Source organism: Actinomycetota bacterium (assembly GCA_030774015.1).
GTDB lineage: Bacteria > Actinomycetota > UBA4738 > UBA4738 > JACQTL01 > JALYLZ01.
The window spans coordinates 28717-52749 of the sequence record JALYLZ010000043.1 but is presented as its reverse complement, the minus strand read 5'-3'; the positions used below and the strand labels follow the sequence as shown (position 1 = coordinate 52749).

Here is a 24033-nt window from a genome sequence, read left to right as displayed (position 1 = left end):
TCCAGGGGCCGGACGGGCCTCGCTTCGCCGGGCTCGCCGCGGAAACCCTTCCGGTAGAATCGGCCCGATGCGCTCGCGCCGTCCCCGTCTGTCCCGACCGATGGTGCCGCTCGTTGCCGCGATCCTCGGCGTCGTCCTGCTCCCACAGGCCGCGCTGGCCCAGGTCAGCATCAACCCGACGCAGTCCCCGTCCCGGGACACCGGCGGGTGGGTGTACTGGATGGCCGAGGGAGCCATCGTGCTGGGGGGCATCATCCTGTTGCTGGCAGCGTTCTCGTACCTCCGGTTCTCCCCGCGCTTCTCTCGGGACGAGGACGCGGAGGGGCGGCCCAGAGCCGGGGTCCGGGCTCCGGAGCCCCAGGTCGGCCTCCAGCGGTCGTGGCGGCAGGCGTCTCCGCCCGTCGCGGTGCAGCCCGTTCCCCCGCCCATCGTGGCGCCGCCGCAACCGGTCGCCGTCGGCGCGCCCGCTGCGCCCGCACCTGGAGCCGCTCCCGCCGCGGCTGGCTCGGCTGGACAGGCGCCCGCTGCTGCGGCGGCACCGGCCGCGGGGGCCTCCGCGCCGGCAGCCGCTCCCGCACCTCCCCGGCCCAAAGCGGAAGCCATCGAGCTCGACCAGGAGACCCTCGAGCGTGTCCTGGCCGAGCAGCTGGCCAAAGGCACGGACCGTCGGGTCGCGGAAGGGCGGGCCCGGTCCGCCGCCATGAAGGCCGCCAGGGCCAAGGCGGAGAGCTGATTCCCTCGGGCGCGGTTCGGGGATGCCCCCTGGTGAGGGGGAGGTAGCCGTGCGGGCCCTGGACTGGAAGATGGGCGAGCAGGCATCCCGGCTGGTCGACTGGCAGGTCGCGTCGATGGTGGGCGCCAGGGTGGGCGGGGCCGGCGCGCACCTGACCGACGTGGAGCGGGCCCGCCTGGACGAGGACTTCGCCGAAGCGGTGTCCGAGGCCCAGGACCTGGTGGTCGAGTTCACCGGCCTCCAGCCCTCCGGGTACCGGGCCCGGGCCTGGGTCATGAGCCGCTCCGAGTGGATCGACGCGAATCTCCGCGGGTTCCAGCGGGTGCTGGAGCCGCTGGCGGAGCGGGTGCTGGCCCACCGGAGCGACGGCGCGGGCGTGGCCATCCGCCGCAAGGGCCTGGGGCTCCAGATCGGGATCCTGATGGGATACGTCTCCCGGAAGGTCCTGGGGCAGTACGACCTGTTCGTTCCGCCCGACGACGACGGGCTGCTGTACTTCGTGGGGCCGAACGTGGTCGGAGCGGAACGGCGCTTTCGTTTCCCGCGGCGGGACTTCCGGAGGTGGCTGTCGCTGCACGAGGCCGCCCACCGGGTCCAGTTCGGCGCCGTCCCGTGGCTCCGGGGCTACCTGACCGGCCGGATCGACGCGTACCTGTCGGCGGTCCAGCTCGACCCGCACCAGATCGTGGAAGCCCTGAAGGGCGTCGTCGAGGAGCTCCGCACCAAGGGCGGCAAGCGGGGCCAGGACCTGGTTCTGCTCCTGATGACCCCGGAGCAGCGGGCCATCCTGGAGGGCATCCAGGCCATGATGTCGCTGCTGGAGGGCCACGCGAACTTCGTCATGGACCGGGTCGGCGAGGGGCGGATCCCGGAGGCGGGCCGGATGCGCCGGTCCCTCCAGGAACGTCGGCGCTCGTCGGGCCTGGAGCGGTCGTTCCAGCGCCTGATCGGCTTCGAGTCGAAGATCCGCCAGTACGACGTCGGCGAGCGGTTCGTCGCGGAGATCGTGGACCGTGTCGGCATGGACGGCTTCAACCGGGTGTGGGATGACGAGGCGAACCTTCCCTCCATGTCCGAGGTGCTGAAGCCGGAGGAGTGGCTGGCCCGGGTGGGACCGGCCCGGTAGCGCCTGCCGTGGCCGCGCGCCGGCCTCCCGCGGTCGCCCGGGTGCTGGAACGCGTCACCGCCACCGTCCGCGAGCACCACATGCTCATGCCCGGGGATCGCGTCCTGGTCGCCCTGTCGGGAGGCCCGGATTCCACCTGCCTGCTGCACGCGCTGCACCGGCTGCGGCGGCTGTTCCGGATCCGGCTGGAGGTGTTCCACTTCGACCACCGGCTCCGGCCGGACTCCGGAAAGGACGCCGCGTACGCCCGCCGCCAGGCCGAGCGGCTGCGGCTGCCGTTTCACCTCCGGACGGCGGAGGACCGGCCCGACCGGGGCGAGTCGGTGGAGGCCTGGGCCCGGGCCGTGCGCCTTGGCGCGCTGGCCGGCGTGCTGCGCGACGCCCCGGCCACCCGGGCCGCGACCGGCCACACGCTGGACGACCAGGCGGAGACGGTCCTGCTGGCGCTGACGCGGGGCGGTGGGCTGGGCTCGGTGGCGGGGATCCGGCCCGCGGAGGGGCCGATGGTGCGGCCCCTCATCGACGTCACCAGGGAGGAGGTGGAGGCGTTCGTGCGGGCGCTCCGGCTTCGCCCCCGCATCGATCCGACCAACCGCGACCTCGGGATTCCGCGCAACGCGATCCGCCACACGGTCCTTCCCGCGATGGAACGGGCGCTGGGGCGGGAGGTGAAGCACCCCATCGCCCGCAGCGCCGCACTACTTCGGACCGACGCCGACGAGCTGGCCCGGCAGTCCGAGGCCGCGGCGCGGGAGCTGCTGGAGGAGGTGCCGGACGGCTTCACGCTCCCGGCGGCCGAGCTGGCCTCGCTGCCCCGGGCCGTGGCCGGCCGGGTGGCCCGCCTGGGCCTCATCGCGCTCCACGTGGCGCCACAGGAAGACCACGTCGCGGCCATCCTCGACCTGGCCGCGGGCGTCCCCGGCCGCAGGCGAAATCTGGCCGAGGGATTGCTCGCCGTCCGGGAGAAGGAGTATGTTCGCGTGGCCCGAACTTCCCCCGGAGCCGCGGGCACACGCCACTAGAGGGGGGAGCTTCCAATGGACGTCGGCATCGCAGATCCGATCTCCCGTTCGCGTATCGAAGCTCCCCTTCCTACACTGCTGGCTCACGTGCCCGACCACGAGACCGACATCGAGAAGGTCCTGATCTCCGGCGAGGAGATCCAGGACACGGTGCGCCGGCTGGGCGAGGAGGTCACCCGCGACTACCAGGGGCAGGACCTGCTGCTGGTGGGCGTGCTGAAGGGCGCGTTCGTGATGATGGCCGACCTGTCTCGGCACATCCGGCTGCCGCTGGAGTTCGACTTCATGGCCGTGTCGTCCTACGGCGCGGCCACGAAGACGTCCGGCGTCGTGCGGATCCTGAAGGACCTCGACCACGAGATCGAGGGCCGCAACGTCCTGCTGGTGGAGGACATCGTGGACTCCGGCCTGACCCTGAACTACCTGCTGAAGAACCTCCGGACCCGCCGGCCGGCCAGCCTGGAGGTCTGCGCGCTGATGGAGAAGCAGGGGATGGCCAAGGTGCCCGTGTCGATCAAGTACAAGGGCTTCGAGATCCCGCCGGTGTTCGTGGTCGGCTACGGCCTCGACTTCGCCGAGAAGTTCCGCAACCTCCCCTACGTGGCCACCCTGAAGCCGGAGGCCTACGAGGGCGTCCTCGGATAACGAAGAGGAGAGCCGCACGAGGCGGCCCTCCTCTCCAGCGGACGCGGGCAGGAAGGCGTCCGGAGTGCGGTCTTGCTCAGATCGCGGGTGTCCTCCGAAAGCGCCGCGTCATCGTGGCCCCCGCCGCGACGAGCACCACCGCTGCGAGGAGCAGCCCGAGTGGGGTCCAGTTCGTCGACGAGCCGGGAGCCGGGGCTCCCACGGCGACGGGCGCCGGAGCCTGCACGTGCACCGGTGTGGGCACGATGTGGTCGCCGAATCCCGGCCGCGCCGACTGGATGCGGTCCCCGAACCCGGGGCGCTCACTCACGACCGCAGGGTGGTTGGTTGTGCCGATCAGATCGCCGAATCCGGGCCGGTCGGCCGAGGCCGCCGGGTCGCTCGGCGCCCCGATGAGGTCGCCGAACCCCGGCCGTCCGGTCGCCGACTGCTGGCCCTTCGGAAGCACCCGGCCCGGCCCCCCGTCCGCCAGCGCGGCGGTGACGGGGCCGGTCACGATCAGGAGGGACAACGCTGCCGTGACGATCCCCTTCAGGGACCGACCGACTCGTTCGCTCATCTCCGTCTCCTTCCGTTCCTGTCCGGGAGCCCGTCTCCCAGATCTGGTCCTCAACCGGAAGGCGTGAGGAACGACGGAACGCCCGTTCACTCGGGCTGAACGACCGGAAAAAGTTCTCTCTACAGGTGCCAGGCCGGCGGGAGCCGGGAATCGGGGACGTAGGAGCAGAACGTGCCGGTCCGGAGGGTGGAGTCGAGGTGCCGGCCCAGGGACTGTGAGTGCTCGGCGATGCGGCCGAGGGCCGACCGGATGGCGCGGGTCACGTTCACTCGGGCCCGCTCCGCGGCCGAGGCGGCCTTGCGGTCCCTGCCCCCCAGCCCCACGGCACCGGCCAGCTCCCGGGCCAGGAACTCCATCTCCTGGCGGGCCCGGGCCGCCCGTTCCGGGTCGTTCCAGGCCTCCGCCTCCTCCAGGTCCTCCCGGAGCTCCTCCATCCGGCGGCGGTAGGCCGCCTTGGCCTGGGGGTCCAGGATCTCCCCGGCGTCCCCGATCAGGCCGCGCTCCGGCTCGGCGCCCTCCTCGCCCCCCACCAGGTCCAGGGCGTGGATCTCCCGACCCGGAGCCGCCAGCAGCGCGGCCAGGTACCGGAGGCCCTTGGAGTCGTGCAGACGGAACGCGTCGCCCTCGAAGGCCACGGACCAGTACTCACCCTCCCGGCGGAACACCCACCGCCCTGTGGCCGGCTCGAGCGAGGCCGGGGCGTCGGCCGTCGGGGTGACCAGTGGTTCGACCTTCGCTTCGAGTGCCGTCATGCCGAGCTCTCGGGCCGTGGCCAGCGCGGCGCCGAGCAGCTGAGCGGCCCGGTCCCGGTCCCCGGGGCCGTCACGTGCCAGCAGCATCCTGGCGAGGTCGTGCCGGGTGTGCGCAGCCCAGGGCCTGGAGCCCATCCGTTCGTTCATCTCGATTCCCTCGCCGAGGTGGCGCTCGGCGTCGTCGAGGCGGCCCATGGTGGTGGCCAGCAGGCCGAGGTAGCGGTCGACGGCGCCGACGCTCCCCTCCCCGAATCCGATCGCCTGTCGCCCGGCGAAGGGGACCAGCTGGTCGTAGAGGATCGCCGCCGAGGCGGCGTCTCCCAGGAGGGAACACGCCTCGCTGGCCAGGCTCATCCCGAGGAGCCACTCGTTGTCTCGGTAGAGGGCCTCGAAGTCGTTCCGGGCCAGGTCCTCGAAAACGGTTCGGGCCTCGTCGATCCGCTCCAGGTCGAGCAGCAGGCACGCCAAGGCGGCCCGGTTGAGCGGGTACCAGGGGAATTCCACCATCGACGACCGGATTAGGTCTTCGACCTCGCCGACTCGGCCCTGCTCCCTTCGGAGCATGAACAGGTGACACCTCGCCGCGGCCACGTTGTCCCGGATGGGCGTGGCGGGCTGGTCCGCTTCCAGGCCGAGTGGGATGAGGTCCTCCGCCAGCCCGTACTGCCCCTCGAGCAGGGCGAGCTGGCACCGGAGGGCCCAGCCGACCCACTGCTGCGCGGGCTGGCGGAGCTCCTCGGCGATGCGGACCAGGGGGGCGAGCTCGGCCCGCGCCTGCCCCATCGCGCCCTGGTCGGCCAGGGCCGCGTACCTCGCGAGGTGGGCCTCCACCATCAGCTCCCCGTCGTCGACTTCCGTCGCGATCCGGAGGACCTCGGACGCGATGTCGAGACGCTCCTGCGCGTTCTCGGGCCACCACGTGGCGAAGCACTTTCCGCGCAAGGCGTAGCCGAGCGTCAACGGGTCGCCGAGCCGCCGAGCCACGTCCACGGCTTGCTGGGACAACGCGGCGGGGTGCTCGCGGTCGGGGGAGCTCCGGAGGGCGCAGGCCAGCCGGGTCAGCAGGCGGACCCGCAGCCGGTCGTCGCTTCCACCCAGCAGCACCAGGGCGTCCTGGAGCAGCGGGATGAGATGCGGGTCGTCGCCGACTCGCGCGTACGTGACCCTGCCGCCGTAGCCGAGCACGGCCCGTCCGAGCATGTCGGCCGCCCCGAGTCGCCGGGCGATGGCGGCGGCCGACAGGAACGTCTCCCGGGCGCTCCACAGCTCCCCCATGCGGGCCTGGGCGTCCCCCAGGCCGATCAGGAGCTCGCCGCGGGCCGCCTGGTCCGGGGAGGCCTGCGTGTCGAAGGCCTGGAGCGCCATCCGGTACAGATGGGCCGCCTCCTCGTACGCAAGCGCGCCGGCGGCCTGGTCGCCGGCTCGGCGGGCGTAGTCCGCCGCCTTCTCCGCGTCCCCTCCTCGGGCGGCCTCGAAGAAGTGGTGGGCCAGCTCCGCGAGGTGCGGTTGCGCGTCCGATCCGTACAGCTCCTCCAGGACCTCCCCCGCCCGCCGGTGCAGCCGGACCCGCCGAGCCGGAGACAGCCCTCGTACAGCGTCTCCCGGACCAGGCCGTGCGAGAACCGGAAGCGGCCGAGGGCCCCGGGTACCTCGACCAGCAGTCCCGCCTGCACCACCTCGTCGACCACGTCCAGGAGCTGGTCAGCGGAGAGCTCGGCCAGACGCCGCAGGACCTCGGAGGTGAATTCCGGACCGAGGACCGAGCCGAGCGTCAGGGCCTGCTGGCACGTCTCGCCGAGATGGTCAACGCGCCGCCCGATCACGGCTCGAATCCCGGCCGGCACCGCGATCCGGAGCGACGCCGGGTCGGCCATCTCGTCGAGACGTCCCTCCGCGGCCAGGAGCCTGACGGCCTCGCCCAGGAACAGCGGGTTGCCGTTGGTCTCCCGATGCAGCATCGAGACCAGCTGTCCCTGTGGGGCGACGTGGGCCGCCGTCTCGATGAACTTCGCCACGTCGGCCTCTCCCAGTCCCGCGATGACCAGGTGGCGAGTGTTCGGCTCGCGGGCGAGCTCCGAAAGGGCAGGGGTCAGCGGATGGTCGGGGGTGAGCTCGACGTCCCGGTAGGTGGCCAGGACCAGGATGTGGCTGTCCGAGACCTGCCCGGCCAGGAACCGCAGGAGCAGGAGCGATGCGGTGTCGGCCGCGTGGAGGTCCTCGATGACCAGAGCCATGGCCCCTCGCCACTCGCGTTCCGGAGGAACGCCGCCGTGGAGTCGAACAGGCGGAAGCGGGCGGACTCCGGGTCGACGGATGGGGGCGGCGGAAGCTCGGGGATCAGGGCCCGGACCTCCGGAAGCATCTGCGCCACGTCCATGGCCCCTTCCCCCATCTGCTCCCGCACCGTGGCGGGATCCTGGCCGCGGAGGCAGGAACGGAGGAGCTGCACCCACGGCCAGTAGGCGGGCGCCCCTCCGGCCTCCCAGCAACGGCCCCACAGGACCCGAACCCCTTGCGCCCGGGCCCTGGAGGCCAGCTCGTCCGCCAGGCGGCTCTTGCCGACCCCCGGCTCCCCCGCCACGAGGAACAGCCGGCCCCGGCCGGCCACGGCTCCCCGCAGCCCCTCCAGCAGCTCTCCCAGCTCACGCTCCCGCCCGATGAGGGCGCCGGGCTGGACCGGTCTCCTTTCTCGAGCGGCGGGAGGCTGCTCGGCGCCGGGGAACCGGGCCGCCGGCGCGGTGATGGCCTCCCGGAGCGCCCCGACCAGCTCGCCGGCCGTGGCGTACCGGTTCTGGGGCCGCTCGGCCGTGGCCCTCGCGATGACGGCGTCGATCTCCGGCGAGTCCCGGGTGGGGGACCTCCCAACCTCCAGGCAGAATCGAGCCACACGGCCCAGGGCGTACACGTCGGCCCGGCCATCCACCCCTTCGGTCTGGGACTGCTCCGGAGCCACGTAGTCGGCGGGCAGATTCGCCCCGGCCGCCGCGCCGAGGCCGAAGTCGGTGAGGTACGCGTGCCACGAGGCCCCCTCAGCCCGAGCCACCAGGATGTTCGCTGGCCTGACGTTGCCGTGGACCAGGCCGGCGGCGTGCGCGGCGTCCAGGGCGGAGGCCACCTGAGACAGGACGGCGACGGCGTGCTCCGGCGCGATGCCCCACCAGTCCACCAGGCGTCCGAGGTCCTCACCCTCCACGTACCGCATGGTGAGGTACACGACCCCGTCCGCCTCGCCCACCTCGTGGATGGGGATGACGTTGGGGTGGTCCAGCGCGGCCGCGGCCCGGGACTCGCGCACGAATCGTTCGCGGAAGGCACGGTCGGACCCCACCTCGGGGGCGAGGACCTTCAGTGCGGCCTTCTCGGAGGAGGATCCCTGGGCGGCCAGGTAGACGACGCTCCGGGGGCCTCGTCCCAGGACCGAGAGGACGCGGTGGCCCGCAATCTCCGTCCCGATTCGAAGGTCTGTCTGCATCCCGGCCGAGTTGTACACCCCGAACGGCCGGTCCCGGTAGGGGGCCGTCGGCGGGGGGCTATGCTCGGCTCGATGGCGGTGATGGTGCGATGAGGGCGAGGAACCGAGCGCCCGGCCGGAGCGTCGAAGCGAGCGTGAGACGGATCGTGCCCCTCTTCCTCGTGCTCGTGGCCCTGGTGGGATGCGCGAAGCAGGCCTCGACCCCGGGCGGGTCTTCCGGCGGCGACTCGGGGATCAACGGGCTGGTGACCCTGGGGCCGCTCTGTCCGGTGGAACGCGCGGACAGCCCCTGTCCCGACAGGCCGCTGGCGGCGAAGATCCAGGTGAAGGACCCGTCGGGCGACGTCGTGGCGACCGTGCAGTCGGGCGACGACGGCCGCTTCACCGTGGCGCTGGCCCCGGGAAGCTACGTTCTTCAGGGACTCTCGCCGACGCCGGGCAACCCCTTCCCCATTGGCAGCTCCGTCACCGCCACCGTGAAGCCGCATCGGTTCACGCAGGTCACGGTCACCTTCGACTCCGGCATTCGCTGACGCCGGCGCCGCGCCCCGAGCGCGCGAACCGGGACATTTCGCCCCTGGTGATGTCACAGCCCTGTGCTACCATCGGCGCCAGGCGCGGCGGGGAGGACGCCCCTCGGCCGGTTCCGGCATCCCCAGGAGTAGAGAGATCCCGACCAATCGGCCCGACTCGATCCTCGGAAAGCTTCTCCGGGGACCCTTCATCTACATCCTCCTGATCCTGGCGGCCCTGTGGCTGTTCGTCTCGTTCGCCCTCAAGGGGCCCGAGGCCAGGAAGATCCCGCTGTCGCGGTTCGAGCGGCTGGTCACCGCGGGCGACGTCCGCTCCGCCACCTTCCTGGAGCAGAAGCAGGTCATCGAGGGCGAGCTCAGCGACGGCCAGCGGTACCAGGTGAGCTACCTGGCCGACGCCGGCAGCGACCTCACCAAGCTCCTGAACGACGCCGGCGTTGCCTACGACGTCAACCCCCAGAAGTCCTCCGCCCTCATCGGGGTGCTCCTCCAGACGGTGGTGCCCGTGGTCGTCATCGTCGTGCTGTTCCTGTTCTTCATGAACCAGATGCAGGGCGGCGGCAACCGGGTCATGTCGTTCGGGAAGTCCCGGGCCAAGCTGCTGACCAAGGACCAGCCCAAGACCTCGTTCGCCGACGTGGCGGGGGTGGACGAAGCCATCGAAGAGCTCGAGGAGGTCCGGGACTACCTGAAGAGCCCGGCCAAGTTCCAGGCCATGGGGGCGAAGATCCCCCGTGGCGTCCTGCTGTTCGGCCCGCCCGGCACCGGAAAGACGCTGCTGGCCCGCGCGGTGGCCGGCGAGGCGGGCGTCCCCTTCTACTCCATCTCCGGCTCCGACTTCGTGGAGATGTTCGTGGGCGTCGGCGCGGCCCGGGTCCGCGACCTGTTCGAGCAGGCCAAGCAGAACGCGCCGGCCATCGTGTTCATCGACGAGATCGACGCCGTGGGCCGGCATCGCGGCGCCGGGCTGGGCGGCGGCCACGACGAGCGGGAGCAGACCCTCAACCAGCTGCTGGTGGAGATGGACGGGTTCGACCAGAGCACCGCGGTGATCCTGATGGCGGCGACGAACCGGCCGGACATCCTGGACCCCGCGTTGCTGCGGCCGGGGCGGTTCGACCGGCAGGTGGTCATCGACCGGCCGGACCTGGAGGGCCGCAAGGGCATCCTGCGGGTCCACGGGCGGGGCAAGCCGCTCGACGCCGGGGTCGACCTCGACGTGATCGCCCGGCGGACCCCCGGGTTCACCGGCGCCGACCTGGCCAACGTGATCAACGAGGCCGCGTTGCTCACGGCCCGGCGGAACAAGCGGGCCGTCACCATGTCCGAGCTGGACGAGGCCATCGACCGGGTGGTGGCGGGCCCGGAGCGCCGCAGCCGCATCATCTCCGACAAGGAGAAGCGGGTCATCGCCTACCACGAGGGCGGCCACGCGCTGGTGGCCTACCTGCTGCCGAACGCGGACCCCGTCCACAAGATCACGATCATCCCCAGGGGCCGCGCCCTCGGGTACACCATGACCCTGCCCATGCAGGACAAGTTCCTGATGAGCCGGGGCGAGCTGATCGACGAGCTGGCCATGCTCCTGGGGGGCCGGGTGGCCGAGGAGCTCGTGTTCGGCGACATCACCACGGGCGCCCAGAACGACCTGGACCGGGCCACCAAGATCTCGCGGCAGATGGTGACCGAGTTCGGGATGTCCGACCTGCTCGGGCCGCTGACCCTGGGGCAGAAGCAGGGCGAGGTGTTCCTGGGACGGGACTTCGCGTCGCACCCCGACTACAGCGACCAGGTGGCGTTCGAGATCGACACGGAGATCCGAAAGCTGATCGACGAGGCCCACGACGAGTCGCTGGAGATCCTCACCGAGCACCGGGTGCATCTGGACAAGCTGGCCGAGGTCCTCATCGAGCGGGAGACCATCGACAAGGACGAGCTCATCGAGCTGCTGGACGGGCTGATGAAGCGCCCCCAGCGGGGAGCCGGCTCCGGCCTCGCCGTGGCCCGCCGCAGCGTCGCCCGCGACCAGGGCCTGGAGCCGCCCAGCCTGAGGTAGTCTCACCTACGTGGAGCAACCTGCCGAGCGGGTCGCTACTCCGCGGCTCCCCGTGGACCGGGCGAGAGTCGAGGACTTCTGCCGGCGCTGGAAGATCACCGAGTTCGCCTTCTTCGGTTCGGTGCCGCGCGACGACTTCGGCCCTGATAGCGACGTTGACGTGCTGATGTCCTTCGCCGAGGACGCCCACTGGAGCCTGTTCGACCTGGTCACCATGGAGGACGAACTGAGCGGCATCCTCGGTCGCCACGCGGACCTGGTCGAGCGTGGAGGGGTCGAGCAAAGCAAGAACTGGATCCGCCGGCGAGCCATTCTCCAGGCCGCGGACTTCTCGAGATGAGGCCTGGGTCGTCGACATGCTGGTGGCGGCGAACTCGATCCTCGGTTTCGTCGGGCCCGGCGCGAAGGATCGCTTCTTCAGCGAGCCGCTGACCCAGTCGGCGGTCTTGTACCAGTTCACGGTACTCGGGGAGGCCGCCAAGCGAGTTCGACTGAATGGACAGTCCCTTGGCCATCATCGTCCTGGATTCCTGACGATCAGGACCGGCGTTAGTCTCCGAGCACGGCACGGCGCTAGGCCGTCGTCCGCGCGTTGAACGACTCCATCCAGGATTGCACGGCCCGAGGATCGGTCGGGTCCACGCCCTCGTCCATCATGGCCAGCATGATCGCCTTGGCCGGTCCGAAGTGGGTCCGGTCCTGGGTGGCATCCAGTAACTCGGGCTCGAACCGATCGACCGCCTCGAGGGTCTCCGCCACGAGGTGGGAGGGAAAGCCCACCCGCTCGCCGGTGTAGCGGATCCACGCTCGGAGAGCGCTCGGGATGGTCGGGGCCACGTCCTCGGCTCGCAGAACCTTCCTCGGGTACCAGTCGCACAGGAAGAGCTCCACCGCGACGGGGTTCCAGCGGAGCGGATCGCCCGCTCCATAGTCGCTCGCATAGTCCACGAAGAGTCCCGCCTGCTCGGCGTTCGGCACTCCTGCGCTCCACGGCGATCCAAGGAAGTCGTCGACCAGGGTGTCCCGTTCCGCACGGCCGAACTCGGGCCGCGGCTCCTCCTCCCACCCCTTCGGGAGCGCGCGCATGCGGGCCTCGAGCAGGGCGTGGGTGGCGAAGAACTCGTCGGCAACCGGCGGGTCGAGGGTCATGTCGGTCATGGCCAGCGCGCGTTCGATCCTTCCTCGAATCTCGGCTGCGGCGATCGGCTCGACGGTCATGTCGGGCTGGGCTCGCCAGCCGTCGGCGACCCCTCCCGGATCCTCGATCGGGAAGGCGCTTTTCAGGATGCCACCCAGGTTGTGGTCGATGAGGACCGAGAGTCCGTCGACGGGCCAGCCCTCGTGCCGAAATGCGGCCACCAAGGCGTCCTGGTCGCGGTACGGGTGGGTGACCAGCCACGCACCAGAGAATGATTCCTTTCCGATCACTGCCCCCCAGGGCTGGTCTGGCACTCCCGCCTCCGCCAGGGTCGATGCGGCAAGGAGGGCCCGATGGCACGAGGGCGGCGGCGCAACGGACGAGAGGCTGCGCAGGAAGGCGAGCGCATCTGGCGTCCGCCGCCGGGACAGGGATCGCACCAACTCGTCGCAGAGGCGGACGACGGCTTCGGAGTCCGCACCAGAGCTCATCACGAGACCGAGGAGATCGCTTCCCCACATCTCGGCGTCGGTAGGGTCGTCGAGTTCCAGGATGGTGGGTGAGCCCCCAATGATGGTCTCGACCAGGTCCTTCAGGGGGTCCGGGCGGGCCGCCCTGGATCGCGGAACGCGACTCTTTCGCGCCTTCCCAGCCACAGCCGCAACTCCTCTCCGGGGAAGGCGGTTAGACGGCGCCCTCAACCTAGTGACCCGGGGAACGCCCGGCAAGCCCTCCCTCGATAGGATTGCGCTTCGCATGGTTGATCGCTGGGCGACGTTCGACTGTTACGGGACGCTCATCGACTGGGAGCAGGGGATCCAGGGGGCGTTCCTGTCCTTGTGGCCCGATGCCGACGCGGAACGCCTGCTCGACCTGTACCACGAGATCGAACCGAAGGTGCAGGAGCGGCGGGACATCCCGTACCGGGAAGTCCTGGGCGAGGTCCTCCGGCAGGTGGCCGCCCACGAGGGGCTGCCCCTTCGGGTCGAGGACGAGACGACGCTGGGGGTGTCGCTCTCGGCCTGGCCGGCGTTCCCGGAGGTCCCCGCCGCGTTGAGCGAGGCCCGGTCGCGCGGATGGAAGCTGGCCATCCTGTCGAACACCGACCCGGACCTGCTCTCGGCGTCGCTGGGGAACGTCGGCGTGCCGGTCGACCTCACCGTGACCGCGGCGGAGGCCGGTTCCTACAAGCCGGCCCACGGCCACTGGGACCGGTTCTTCGAGCTCTCGGGCGCGGACCGGGCCGGCCACGTCCACGTGGGGGGGAGCCTGTTCCACGACATCGTGCCAGCCTCCGACATGGGCCTGCGGACGGTGTGGATCAACCGGCTGGGGGAGGCCACCAACCTGCCGCGGGACGCCGAGCTGCTGGACCTCACCGAGCTCCCCGACACCCTGGACGCCCTGGTCCCGGCGTAGAGTCTGGGCGGCCGTGTTCGACGACGAAAAGATCCGCCGCGGGGTGCGGCTGATCCTGGAAGGGATCGGCGAGGACCCTTATCGCGAGGGCGTGGTGGAGACGCCCCGGCGGGTCGCCGGCATGTACCGTGAGGTCTTCGGCGGCATGGACGGCGATCCGCTCGCCGTCCTCACGGTGGTCAAGGGCGCGGAGCACGACGAGATGATCATGGTTCGCGACATCCCCTTGTATTCGATGTGCGAGCACCATCTGGTCCCGTTCACCGGAAAGGCCCACGTGGCCTACCTGCCGAACGAGGACGGGCGGATCACCGGGCTGTCGAAGATCGCGCGGCTGGTGGACCTGCTGTCCCGCCGGCCGCAGGTCCAGGAGCGACTGACCACCGAGATCGCCGACGCCCTGGAGCGCTCCCTCGAGCCCAAGGGGGTGTTCGTGGTGATCGAGGCCGAGCACCTGTGCATGACCATGCGGGGGGTGAAGAAGCCGGGGTCCGTCACGGTGACCTCGGCGGTGCGGGGCCGGTTCCGCTCGGACGCCCGGACGCGCTCCGAGGCCATGGCCCTGATCCGTCCGGACCGGTAGCGCTTACTCCTGCGGGAGCAGCGCATCCGCGTCGCGGAAGATGCGGCGCGGGTCGCGCAGGATCGTTCCCAACGCGCTCTCGATGGCTTCCAGGTGGGCGGGCTCAAGGAGCCCCTTCGATGCGGCCTCCTTGGCCTCATCCTCGTCCTCCACGTGGACGTCGCCGGTGGCCGAGACCACCACGTCGACGATGAGGTCCAGGTACTCGATGCGGTCCGGTTCGACGCTGACCTCGGCGACCACGTCCAGCCGGTGGCCCAGCAGGTCTCCGTCCGGCGACAGGAACCGGTACAGGTTGTAGCTCCGGTTCTCCCAGAAGAACCCCAGCGTCATGGTGCCGCGGGGCCAGTCGCCGACCCGCGTGGGAAGCTGGAACCGGACCACCGCCCGGTCCTCGGCGACGTGCACCGGCTCGCAGTCGAACGTCTGGACGCGCCCGTCCAGGTGCCGCTTGACCTCTTGGACCTTCGCGGCCTTTGCCTTGCCCACGAGGGGAAGGCTACTCCGGGTCAGCACCACGCCTGGATGCACGGATAGACCTTCTCGGCCACGGCCTGCACGAGGTTCCCCAGCTGGTCCACGGAGTACACCGGGTCGGCCCGGGTGACCTGCTCGTTGGAGCCTCCTCCGGAGTTCCCGGACGTCCCCGAGATGATCCAGTTCCCGGCTTCCGCCCCGATGCCCGAGCGGTCCGGCCGGACCAGCACCACCTCGATGGTCTTGTTGCCGTTCTGGTCGAGCACGCCCCGCAGGACCAGCAGGCTGCCGCCGACACCCTGCTCTTCGACGCACGGGGCGCCCTGGGTGAACTCCGGGTCCGAGCAGGGGTGGGCCTCCAGTTTCCCGGGCGCGTCGGTGACGTCGATCATCAGGCGCCCGGGGCCGGAACCGTCGTCGACCGTGCCGTCCAGCGTCCAGTCGCCGTCCAGCCGTCCGGGAGTGAGGTCGAACGTCCAGTGCGGCGGGCTGGCCGCCCGAATCGTGGTGAGCATCGTGCCGAAGACGCCGCTTTCGATCGTCGGTGAGGGAGTCACCGTCGTGGATTCGGACGGGACGACCCCCGTAGCGAGCCGGAGCACCGTGACCCCGACCACCGCGTACTTCGGGCCGGGCTCCACCTGGCTCGAGTCGAAGGCTGGCACCGACAGGATGTAGCCGCTGTTCCCGCCGTCGGGGACCGGCGTGAGCATCCCAGAGAACGTTCCCCCCACGAGGTCCATCCGTTGGTCGGTGGCCGAGCCGCCCGGGACCACCAGGTGTGGGTGGACCACATCCACCGGCGCCTCATCGGCGACACGGCCCGCCACCTCCAGGCTACTCCCGGGAACGGGACGAGCATCCCCGACAGGTGCGGAGAGAGAGATCCCGCCGAACTCGGACCCCGTCACCGTCCAGATCCCTTCCGGGCCCTGCTTCCCCAGCCGGCGCAACGTGACGCTCGTAACGGTGCCCGCGCTGTCGCCGTACACCTGATCCCACACGTCGACGATAGCCGCGTCCTCCGACTCCGACGAGAGGTGCGACCCGACGTCGTCCTGGCCGAAGTACAGGCGCGTGAACGCCACGGCCGTCCCCTCCGGATCGAGCCGCCAGGGATCCTCCCCCCGGTCGACCCGGGTCTGCTCCTGCTCCAACGCGATGGCATTGGTCTCCGGCCACACGCCGCCGAACACGCCCTCCGGCGTGGGCATTGGGGTCGGCGTCGCGACGGGGGCAGGAGCGAGCCGGCTCTGGAGCGCCTGGACCCCGACCACGCTTCCGGCGACCACGGCGGCGGCCGTCACGGCACCGAGTACCCCACTGGCCCAGCGTCGCCGGCGGGCCCGGCGCAGGACCGGAGCGGACAGCTCCGGAGGTGGCGCCAGCCGGTTGGCGCGGTCCCGGAGCAGCTCCCGAAGTTCGGTTTGCATGTCGTTCACTCCCTCGTCACCAGCTCCCGGAGCCGGTCCATGCCCCGCGAGACCAGCGACTTGACCGTCCCCACCGGGCACTGCATGGCATCCGCGGTCTGGGCCTCCGACAGGTCCTCGTAGTACCGCAGCACGATGGCGGTGCGCTGCCGCTCGGGGAGGGCCAGCAGCGCCTGCCACAACGCCTCGCGCTCCCCCATGTCCGTCGGGGCCTCGACCTCCCCGGCCACGGCGCCCCGCTGTTCCTCCGCGTACCGGCGCTCCACCCGAGCGTGCCGGAAGTGGGAACGGGCCAGGTTCACCACCGTCCGCCGCAGGTACCACTCGAACGCGTCCGGGTTCCGGAGGTCGCGGAACCGCCCGGCAAGCCGGACGAACGCCTCCTGCACCAGGTCCTCGGCCAGGGCCCGGTCGCCGGTCAGCAGGAAGGCCAGCCGCACCGCGGCGGCCGCGTGCTGCCGGTACAGCCCGCCCAGCCGCCCCGTGTCCGTCACCGCCGGCTCCAGGGCATGGGTTCGCATCATGATGACCGCCGGAATGAAGACGCCCTCGTGCTGCCGGAAGTTGCACCGAGCCGGGCCCGGCTAGGCTTGTCCCTCGTGACAACCGGGGAGCTCCTGTGGCGGTTCGGGGAGCGGGCGCTCGACTGGCCCTCCCGCACCAACGTCATGGGCGTGCTGAACGTGACCCCCGACTCGTTCTCCGACGGCGGCCTGTTCCTGGATCCCGAGGCTGCGGTGAGGCGGGGCATCCAGATGGCCGAGGAGGGCGCCGACCTCATCGACGTGGGGGGCGAGTCGACCCGGCCCGGCTCGGACCCCGTGCCGCCCGAGGTCGAGATGGACCGGGTGGTGCCGGTGATCAAGCGCCTGGCCGCCGAGCTCGACGTGCCGCTGTCGATCGACACGCAGAAGCCGGACGTGGCCCGGGCCGGGCTGGATGCTGGCGCCGCGATCGTGAACGACGTCTCGGGAGGGCGCGACCAGCGAATGCTCGAGGTCGTGGCCGATTCCCGAGCCGGGCTGGTCCTCATGCATATGCTGGGCGAGCCCCAGACCATGCAGGCCGAGCCCAGCTACGGCGACGTGGTCGCCGAGGTGAGGGCCTACCTGGGCGAACGGGTCGAGGCGGCCGTGGCCGCGGGGATCGAGCGCGAACGGCTGTGCGTGGATCCCGGGATCGGGTTCGGCAAGACCATGGAACACAACCTGGCCCTGCTTCGCCACATCGAGGCCTTCGCCGACCTCGGCCGGCCGGTGCTGGTGGGTCCCTCCCGGAAGTCGTTCCTGGGGAAGCTGCTCGGCACCGGGGTCGACGACCGGCTGGAGGGGACGGCCGGCGCGGTGGCCTGGCTGGCCGCCCACGGGGCCCACATCGTCCGGGTGCACGACGTCCTCGAGATGGTGCGAGTGGTCCGGGTGGTGGACGCGATCGTGCGGTCCGGATGAGTGGCGGCAGCGTGAAGACCTTCCGAACCTCCGGCGGGGACGTCGCCTATCGGGAGGAACGGGAGGGACCGCCCGTGGTGCTGCTGCACGGGTTCCCCACGTCGTCGGTGCTGTGGCGGGCCATCGTGCCGGCGCTGTCCGCGCGGATGCGGGTGATCACCGTGGACCTCCTGGGGTTCGGGCGTTCTGAGAAGCCCGCGGAAGCGCCGCTGCACATCCGGGCCCAGGCCGGGTACGTCCGGGAGCTCTTGCAGGGCAACGGGATCGAGGAGTTCGCAGTGGCGGGCCACGACATCGGCGGCGGCGTGGCGCAGCTCCTGGCGTTGGAGGGCGGGGTGCGCGCCCTGGTGCTGGTGGACTCGGTCGCGTTCGACACGTGGCCCATCGAGGGCGTCCGCCTGATCCAGGACGCCTCGCCGGACCAGGAGACGCCGGAGTTCGTCCGAGACGTCCTCGGGGTCGCGTTGGACCTCGGCCTGGCGAGGCCCGACGCGCTGCCCGGCGACGTCCGTGAGGCGTACGTGGCCCCGTTCGACGGCGTCGAGGGAGCACGAGCGTTCTTCCGGGCGGCCCGGGCCATCGACGGTCAGGGGCTGGCCGGTCGGGAGGCGGAGCTGGCCCGGCTCGACGTTCCTGCGCTTCTGGTGTGGGGCGAGGACGACCCGTACATCCCCGTGGAGATGGCCGACCGGCTGGCGGACACGCTGGCGCACGCCACGGAGGTCCTCCTGCCCGGCTGTTCCCATTTCCTTCCGGAGGACGCACCCGAGACCCTGGCCGATCTGATGTCGGAGTTCCTGCGGGCCCGGTACCTCGGGCTGTCGCACGGGCACGAGCATGCAGCCGGCCCCGTCCCCCTCGAGCTCCATCGCCGTGGCCCGGCTTGACATCGCGCTCTCGCCCCAGGAGGTCGACGCGTTCCTGGGCGCGCAGCGGACTGCCCGGGTCGCCACCAGCGCTACCGACGGGACGCCGCACGTGGTGCCGCTGTGGTTCGTCTGGATGGGCGGCGCGCTGTTCGTGAACACGACCCGCGGGAACCAGTCGGTCCGGAACCTCGAGGCGAACCCTCGGGCCGCCGCGACCGTGGACGACGGCCAGACCTACGACGACCTGCGGGGCGTGGTGCTGACCGGCCCGATCCAGGAGGCCACGGACGATCCCCGGCTCCCCCTGGTCCGGGAATCGTTCGGGGACAGGTACTTCGGAGGGAACCGGCCGTCGTTCGAGCTGTGGCGGAACCGGGTGTTCTTCCGCCTCGATCCCGAGCGGATCGTGTCGTGGGACTTCCGGAAGATCCCCCAGGCGCGGGCCAGGAGGAGATCGACGTGAGCCACGTCGTCGTGCGGCTGGACGGCATCCGGGCCCGAGGCCGGCACGGGGCCAGCCCCGGCGAGCCCGATCGACCGCAGGACTTCGTGGTGGACCTCGATGTCACCGTGGACGTCGAGGGCGATCACCTGGACGGAACGGCCGACTATCGGGAGCTGGCTCGCACCGCAAGGGACGTGATCGAGGGCGAGCCGGTGGTGCTGCTGGAGACGCTCGCGGCCCGGGTGGCCGCCGCGGTCGCGGCCCTGGAACGCGTGGTGGAGGTTCGGGCCACTATCCACAAGCCCCGCGCGGCCTCGTCGGTGGAGGCGGAGGACGTGTCGGCCACGGCGACGGCCCCGGCAGCGCGGCCCGAGGCGGACGAGCCGGGATGAGTGTCACCGCCTACCTCGGCCTGGGGTCGAACCTCGGCGACCGGCTGGCCAACCTCCGGCGCGCCGTCGACCTGCTGGGGGCGACGCCGGGGATCACGGTGGTCCGGTCGTCGCGGGTCTACGAGACCGATCCGGTCGGAGGGCCTTCCCAGCCCGACTACCTGAACGCGGTGGTGGAGGTGGCGACGGAGCTCGGCGCCGTCGAGCTCCTGCGGGCCTGCCAGGCCATCGAACAGGAGCTGGGGCGGGAACGGGCCGAGCGCTGGGGCCCCAGGACCGTGGACGTCGACGTGCTGACGTACGGGCGGGAAGAGGTTCACCTGGAGTCCCCGGAGCTGGACGTCCCGCATCCGCGGATGCACGAGCGGGGGTTCGTGCTGCTCCCGCTGCTCGAGCTGGACGCCGACCCGCCGCTGCCCGGCGGGCGTCGCGTGGCTTCGCTTCGGCTGGGGCCGCTGGCCCTGGGTGGGGTCCGCGTGTTCGCTCCGCCCCTGGTGGTCGCTCCTTCCCGAACGTGAGCGCGGCGGCCTGCTTTCGGTGCGACTGGGAGGGTGTGCCGTCCGGTTCGGCGTGTCCGCGGTGCGGGGCGGAATTGTGGGTGGGCTCTCCCGACACGCTGGGGCCGGCGTTGGCTGCTCCGCGGGCCAGTCCCCACCCAACCCCAGCTGCGCAACCGCCGCCGGCCTCACTGACCCGGCCTTCTCCCACCTTGCCGCCGACGGTCCGTTGGGCGCCGGAGCTGGAGCCGGACCCGGAACCGCAAACCCCCGCGCCCTTGCCTCCCCGTTCGCGTCGACTGTCTCTCGCGCTTCACCGACGGACCGCGGCGGTCGCTCTCGTGGTCGTGCTGCTGGCGGCGCTGGTGTGGTGGCGAGACTCCTCTCGGCGTGCGCCGACGGTGGCGGCGCTGCACCTGTCGGGGGCCCTGGTGTACGCGGCGTACGATCGCGGCGGCGCGAACGAGCGCCTCTACGTGCTCGACCTGGCCACCGGGAAGGTGTCCGGCGGTCCGCTGATCCGGCCGGTCACGGACCTGGTGTCCTCGCGGGCCGGGACGGGGTGGCTCGGCCTCATCGCCGGCGGGTACGCCTACGTGCTCCAGGGCGAGAGCCCTCGTGAACCTCCGGTGCTGCTCGGCGTGGGCGACGTGCTGTCGTGGGCCCCGGGCGCCGAGGCCCTGGTCCAGGAGGTCCGGGGGCGCTCCGTGAACCCGGAATGTCCGCTCTCGACCATCAGCGAGACCGCCGTGCGAACGGGCGGGGTCCGGGTCCTGTATCGGGCGACGGAGTGCTCGGGGGTGCTGTCCATCGGAGCGGACCAGGCCGGGGCCGTGTACCTGACCCTCTCTGCCCCCCAGGCCGCCGCCGTGTACCAGCTCGGGTACCAGCGCCTGCATCTGCTGTTGCCCGGCTACGCGATGCTCTCGGTCTCCCCGGTCGGCGACATGATCGTGGTGCCCGAGATCCAGCTCCTCGGGCAGGGGCCGATCCCGTCCTCCGGCGCCGCGCTGTTCTGGCGGGGGAAGGGCGGCCCCCTTCGCATCGCCAGCGGAAGCCGGTACCTGGAGGTCGAGCGGGTCCTGGCGTGGTCTGCGGACGGCGCCTTCGCGGTGGCGCTGGGAACGCTCGGCGGTGTCAGGTCGGTCTGGACGATCCGGGCGGGGGTGGGGGAGGGCGAGCGGGTCCCGACCCGGATCGGACCGGTCCTCCCCGACGCCCCGGTGCTCCCGGGGAGCCGCGTGGGCCTCCCGGCCGCCTCCGTGGCTCCGGACGGCAGCGTGTACTTCTCCGCCCAGGGCCACCTGTACGTGTGGCGCCACGGCCGGCGGACGGCGATCCGCCTGCCGAACGGGATGCCGAAGCCGGCCGGCCCGCTGGCCTGGCTGGTGTCCGCGAGCTGAGGCCCCGAACCCCTGCGCTGGTGCGCGGATTCGGCACGCGCCCCACCAGCTCGGTCGCCGCTGCGCGAAGATACGGCCGGCATGGACATCGCCGTGATCGGGTCGGGCCGGGTGGGGACGGCGCTGGCCGTGCTCCTGGCCCGAGCCGGGCATCGCATCGTGGCCGTCTCCGGGCGCTCCGGAACGGCCGAGCGGGCCGGCCGGTACCTCGCCGGTGTGCCCGTCCTGCCCGCCCTCGACGCGGCCTCGCGCGCGGAGCTCGTCCTCGTGGGCACGCCGGACGACCGGATCGCGGGCATGGTGTCCGACGTCGCCGGCCAGGGCGGGTTCCGGCGCGGACAGGTCGTGGCCCACCTGTCCGGGGCCACCGGGCTGGGAGCGCTGGCGGCCGCGGCCGGGGCCGGAGCCCGGACCATGTCGCTGCACCCACTCCAGACCTTCCCCACCGTCGATTCCGCCATCGAGCGCCTTCCGGGAAGCGGCATGGCCGTCACCGCCACCGACGAGCCGGGCTACGTGCTGGGCGAGCGCCTGGCCGCCGACGCAGGGGCGCGCGCCTTCCGGCTCCCCGAGGAGGCCCGGCCGCTGTACCACGCCGCCGCGGTGTTCGCCTCCAACTACGTGGTGACGGTGCTGGACCTGGCGGAGCGGCTGTTCCGGGAAGCGGGGATCGAGGACCCGGCCCCGCTGTACCTCCCGCTGGTCCGGGCCACCCTGGACAACGTGGAATCCATCGGGGCCGACCGGGCCCTCACCGGCCCGGCGGTCCGCGGCGACGCCGGGACCATCGGGCGAAACCTGGAGGCCCTCTCGGTGGCGGCCCCGGACGCCATCCCCGCCTACGTGGCGCTGGCCAGGGTGGCACTGGACCTCGCCGAGCACGCCGGCCGGCTGCCGCCCGAGGACCGCAGGCGTGTGGAGGAGGCTCTGGCCCGGTGGAGGTGACCCGGACCGCGAAAGGGCTGCGGGCCCGCACGGCCGCGGCCCGCGCCATGCGAAGGCCGGTCGGGTTCGTGCCGACCATGGGCTACTTCCACGAAGGGCATCTCTCGCTGATGCGGCGGGCCCGCGAGGATCGCGGCTTCGTGGTGGTGTCCATCTTCGTGAACCCGCTCCAGTTCGGCCCGTCCGAGGAGTTCGCGGCGTACCCGCGCGACCTGGACCATGACCTGGCCGGGGCCGAGGCCCAGGGTGTGGACCTGGTGTTCGTTCCCGAGGTGGACGAGATGTACCCGGGCGGCCTGCCCGACGTGACGGTCGACCCCGGGCCGCTCGGCGACCGGCTGGAGGGGGCGTCGCGGCCGGGGCACTTCCGGGGCGTGGCCACGGTGGTGGCCAAGCTGTTCCACCTGGTCGGGCCCAGCGCCGCGTACTTCGGCGAGAAGGATGCCCAGCAGCTCGCGGTGATCCGCCGGATGGTCCGGGACCTCTCGTTCCCGGTGGACGTGGAGGGCTGCCCCATCGTGCGGGAACCGGACGGCCTGGCCCTGTCCTCTCGCAACGTGTACCTCTCGCCGGAGGAACGAACCTCGGCGACGTGCCTGTACCGGGCGCTCCAGGCGGCCGCGACCCTGGTGGCCGAGGGAGAGCGAGACGCCGGCGCTCTTCGGGCCCGCATGGCCGAGGTCGTGGAGGCCGAGCCGCTGGCCGGCCTGGACTACGCCGCCGTCGTGGACGAGGCCACGTTCGAGGAAGTGGAACGCCTGGCCGGCCCGGCCCGGGCCCTCGTCGCGGCCAGGGTGGGTGCGCCCCGCCTGATCGACAACCTCCGGCTCGATGCCTGAGCTGGATCGGGTCGAGGTGCTGGTCACGGTGACCAGGGCCCTGGCCGAGGACCTCGCGGCCGGAGAGCCCCCGGAGGCTCGAGACATTCCCGAGGAGGCCACGGCGGGAGGGGCGATCGTGTGCCGGACCGCCGGCATGCTGGCCGGGCTCACCGTCGCGAAGGAGGCCTTCGCCCGGGTCGGCGTCCGCCTGCGGCCGCTGGTGGCCGAGGGATCCCGGGCCGCGCCGGGCCAGCACGTGGCCGAGGTCGGCGGGTCGCTCCGCGCGATGCTGGCGGCCCGCGACACCGCCCTGCGCTTCCTGGAGCGGCTCTCCGCCGTGGCGTCGGGCGTCCGCGTCGCCGCCGACGGCGATCCTTTGGAGGCGTACGCTTCCTCGTTCTGGCCGGGCCCCGCGGTTTCGGGCGAGAATGGCCCCCGGTTCGAGCTCGAGGTGGAGGTCACGCCCTAGATGCTGCTCGCGGTGGACGTCGGGAACACCGAGACCCTGATCGGCATGTTCCGGGAGCGCGAGCTGACGTGGCACTGGCGCATGGCCACCAACGCGACGCGCACCGCCGACGAGCTGGCCCTGCTGTTCGGCGGGTTCCTGGAGCAGCAGGGCCTGTCCTTCTCCCGTCAGATCACCGCGGTGGTGATGGCCAGCGTCGTGCCCCAGCAGACGGCCGCGCTCCGGGAGATGGTGGACAGCTACTTCCACTTCCCGCCCATCGTGGTGGAGCCGGGGACGAAGACCGGCATCCCCATCCTGTACGACAACCCCAAGGAGGTCGGCGCCGACCGCATCGCGAACGCGGTGGCCGCCCACGCCAAGTACGGCGGCCCGGCGGTGGTGGTCGACTTCGGGACGGCCACCAACTTCGACGTGGTCTCGGCGAAGGGCGAGTACCTGGGCGGGGTGCTGGCACCGGGTCTCCAGGTGTCGGCCGACGCGCTGTTCGCCCGAACCGCCCGGCTGCCCCGCGTCGAGCTGGTCGCGCCGCGCTCCGTGGTGGCCAAGAACACCGTGGAGAGCCTCCAGTCCGGGCTGATCTACGGGATGGCCGCGCTGGTCGACGGCATCGTGGAGCGCATCGTGAAGGAGGTGGGCCAGGGGGAGGTCATCGCCACCGGCGGCCTGGCCCGCGTGGTGATCGACGAGTGCGCCACCGTGACCCAGCACGAGCCGTGGCTCACGCTGGAGGGCCTCCGGATCATCTACGACCGGAACACCGGATCCGATGCGTGAGCCGCCCGAGCAGCCTCGG

General features: G+C 71.9%; 26 protein-coding genes. 19 read left to right on the top strand and 7 right to left on the bottom strand.

What is annotated here, in order from left to right; all coding sequences use genetic code 11:
• The first annotated feature begins 67 nt into the window (after positions 1-67).
• The 4 genes from M3Q23_04330 to hpt all read left to right on the top strand — a co-directional run bounded on the left by M3Q23_04330 (position 68) and on the right by hpt (position 3526).
• Entirely contained in the window at positions 68-733 is a 666-nt protein-coding gene (locus M3Q23_04330) for a hypothetical protein (GenBank protein ID MDP9341339.1), read from the top strand.
• Positions 734-782: 49 nt separating this feature from the next.
• Entirely contained in the window at positions 783-1859 is a 1077-nt protein-coding gene (locus M3Q23_04325) for a zinc-dependent metalloprotease (GenBank protein MDP9341338.1), read from the top strand.
• A gap of 8 nt (positions 1860-1867) precedes the next feature.
• Positions 1868-2881: a tRNA lysidine(34) synthetase TilS gene (tilS, locus tag M3Q23_04320; GenBank protein ID MDP9341337.1), complete on the top strand. Its 1014-nt coding sequence runs from the start codon at positions 1868-1870 to the stop codon at positions 2879-2881.
• An 87-nt stretch (positions 2882-2968) separates the two neighbouring features.
• Positions 2969-3526, top strand: coding sequence for a hypoxanthine phosphoribosyltransferase (gene hpt / locus M3Q23_04315; protein MDP9341336.1), 558 nt, complete (start codon positions 2969-2971; stop codon positions 3524-3526).
• Positions 3527-3602: 76 nt separating this feature from the next.
• Here hpt and M3Q23_04310 read toward each other — a convergent pair whose 3' ends face one another.
• From M3Q23_04310 to M3Q23_04300, 3 genes are all read right to left on the bottom strand, one after another.
• Entirely contained in the window at positions 3603-4085 is a 483-nt protein-coding gene (locus tag M3Q23_04310; protein MDP9341335.1) for a hypothetical protein, read from the bottom strand.
• Positions 4086-4204: 119 nt separating this feature from the next.
• A complete protein-coding gene (locus tag M3Q23_04305; GenBank protein ID MDP9341334.1) occupies positions 4205-6202 on the bottom strand; it encodes a hypothetical protein in 1998 nt (665 codons plus the stop codon).
• A gap of 724 nt (positions 6203-6926) precedes the next feature.
• Positions 6927-8309: a serine/threonine-protein kinase gene (locus M3Q23_04300; protein MDP9341333.1), complete on the bottom strand. Its 1383-nt coding sequence runs from the start codon at positions 8307-8309 to the stop codon at positions 6927-6929.
• A 134-nt stretch (positions 8310-8443) separates the two neighbouring features.
• Between M3Q23_04300 and M3Q23_04295 the strand changes: the two genes are divergently transcribed.
• The 3 genes from M3Q23_04295 to M3Q23_04285 all read left to right on the top strand — a co-directional run bounded on the left by M3Q23_04295 (position 8444) and on the right by M3Q23_04285 (position 11238).
• Complete coding sequence (locus M3Q23_04295; GenBank protein MDP9341332.1) at positions 8444-8842, top strand: hypothetical protein; 399 nt, start codon at positions 8444-8446, stop codon at positions 8840-8842.
• A gap of 136 nt (positions 8843-8978) precedes the next feature.
• Positions 8979-10898, top strand: coding sequence for an ATP-dependent zinc metalloprotease FtsH (ftsH, locus tag M3Q23_04290; protein MDP9341331.1), 1920 nt, complete (start codon positions 8979-8981; stop codon positions 10896-10898).
• 10 nt (positions 10899-10908) lie between these two features.
• Complete coding sequence (locus M3Q23_04285; protein ID MDP9341330.1) at positions 10909-11238, top strand: nucleotidyltransferase domain-containing protein; 330 nt, start codon at positions 10909-10911, stop codon at positions 11236-11238.
• A gap of 233 nt (positions 11239-11471) precedes the next feature.
• Here the strand turns inward: M3Q23_04285 and M3Q23_04280 are convergent, their stop codons facing one another.
• Complete coding sequence (locus M3Q23_04280) at positions 11472-12692, bottom strand: hypothetical protein (protein MDP9341329.1); 1221 nt, start codon at positions 12690-12692, stop codon at positions 11472-11474.
• 100 nt (positions 12693-12792) lie between these two features.
• On the opposite strand from M3Q23_04280, the gene M3Q23_04275 reads away from it, so the two are divergent.
• On the top strand, positions 12793-13455 hold the full coding sequence (locus M3Q23_04275) for an HAD hydrolase-like protein (protein MDP9341328.1): 663 nt from the start codon (positions 12793-12795) through the stop codon (positions 13453-13455).
• Positions 13456-13468: 13 nt separating this feature from the next.
• A complete protein-coding gene (gene folE, locus M3Q23_04270; GenBank protein MDP9341327.1) occupies positions 13469-14038 on the top strand; it encodes a GTP cyclohydrolase I FolE in 570 nt (189 codons plus the stop codon).
• A gap of 3 nt (positions 14039-14041) precedes the next feature.
• Here folE and M3Q23_04265 read toward each other — a convergent pair whose 3' ends face one another.
• Genes M3Q23_04265 through M3Q23_04255 form a run of 3 tightly spaced genes read right to left on the bottom strand, consistent with a single transcriptional unit; the run spans position 14042 to position 16472 of the window.
• Complete coding sequence (locus M3Q23_04265) at positions 14042-14527, bottom strand: DUF402 domain-containing protein (GenBank protein ID MDP9341326.1); 486 nt, start codon at positions 14525-14527, stop codon at positions 14042-14044.
• 20 nt (positions 14528-14547) lie between these two features.
• Positions 14548-15948: a hypothetical protein gene (locus M3Q23_04260; protein MDP9341325.1), complete on the bottom strand. Its 1401-nt coding sequence runs from the start codon at positions 15946-15948 to the stop codon at positions 14548-14550.
• A gap of 5 nt (positions 15949-15953) precedes the next feature.
• Positions 15954-16472, bottom strand: a complete 519-nt coding sequence (locus M3Q23_04255; GenBank protein ID MDP9341324.1) for a SigE family RNA polymerase sigma factor — start codon at positions 16470-16472, stop codon at positions 15954-15956.
• A gap of 75 nt (positions 16473-16547) precedes the next feature.
• Here M3Q23_04255 and folP point away from each other — a divergent pair, with 75 nt between their 5' ends.
• The 10 genes from folP (at position 16548) to M3Q23_04205 (ending at position 24014) form a co-directional block, all read left to right on the top strand.
• Positions 16548-17396 carry a dihydropteroate synthase gene (folP, locus tag M3Q23_04250; protein ID MDP9341323.1) on the top strand — a complete coding sequence of 283 codons (849 nt, stop codon included), beginning with the start codon at positions 16548-16550 and terminating at the stop codon, positions 17394-17396.
• Positions 17397-17407: 11 nt separating this feature from the next.
• Complete coding sequence (locus M3Q23_04245; GenBank protein MDP9341322.1) at positions 17408-18283, top strand: alpha/beta hydrolase; 876 nt, start codon at positions 17408-17410, stop codon at positions 18281-18283.
• A complete protein-coding gene (locus M3Q23_04240) occupies positions 18270-18728 on the top strand; it encodes a pyridoxamine 5'-phosphate oxidase family protein (GenBank protein MDP9341321.1) in 459 nt (152 codons plus the stop codon). Before M3Q23_04245 ends, M3Q23_04240 begins: the two co-directional genes overlap by 14 nt.
• On the top strand, positions 18725-19102 hold the full coding sequence (locus M3Q23_04235; protein ID MDP9341320.1) for a dihydroneopterin aldolase: 378 nt from the start codon (positions 18725-18727) through the stop codon (positions 19100-19102). The genes M3Q23_04240 and M3Q23_04235 overlap by 4 nt, the downstream gene beginning before the upstream one ends.
• Positions 19099-19620 carry a 2-amino-4-hydroxy-6-hydroxymethyldihydropteridine diphosphokinase gene (folK, locus tag M3Q23_04230; GenBank protein MDP9341319.1) on the top strand — a complete coding sequence of 174 codons (522 nt, stop codon included), beginning with the start codon at positions 19099-19101 and terminating at the stop codon, positions 19618-19620. The genes M3Q23_04235 and folK overlap by 4 nt, the downstream gene beginning before the upstream one ends.
• Positions 19621-19940: 320 nt before the next feature.
• Positions 19941-21002, top strand: coding sequence for a hypothetical protein (locus tag M3Q23_04225; protein MDP9341318.1), 1062 nt, complete (start codon positions 19941-19943; stop codon positions 21000-21002).
• An 81-nt stretch (positions 21003-21083) separates the two neighbouring features.
• Positions 21084-21947, top strand: a complete 864-nt coding sequence (locus M3Q23_04220; GenBank protein MDP9341317.1) for a DUF2520 domain-containing protein — start codon at positions 21084-21086, stop codon at positions 21945-21947.
• Positions 21948-21994: 47 nt separating this feature from the next.
• Positions 21995-22786, top strand: coding sequence for a pantoate--beta-alanine ligase (gene panC / locus M3Q23_04215; protein ID MDP9341316.1), 792 nt, complete (start codon positions 21995-21997; stop codon positions 22784-22786).
• Positions 22779-23237, top strand: a complete 459-nt coding sequence (locus tag M3Q23_04210; GenBank protein MDP9341315.1) for a hypothetical protein — start codon at positions 22779-22781, stop codon at positions 23235-23237. The genes panC and M3Q23_04210 overlap by 8 nt, the downstream gene beginning before the upstream one ends.
• Positions 23238-24014, top strand: a complete 777-nt coding sequence (locus tag M3Q23_04205; protein ID MDP9341314.1) for a type III pantothenate kinase — start codon at positions 23238-23240, stop codon at positions 24012-24014.
• Positions 24015-24033: the final 19 nt, after the last annotated feature.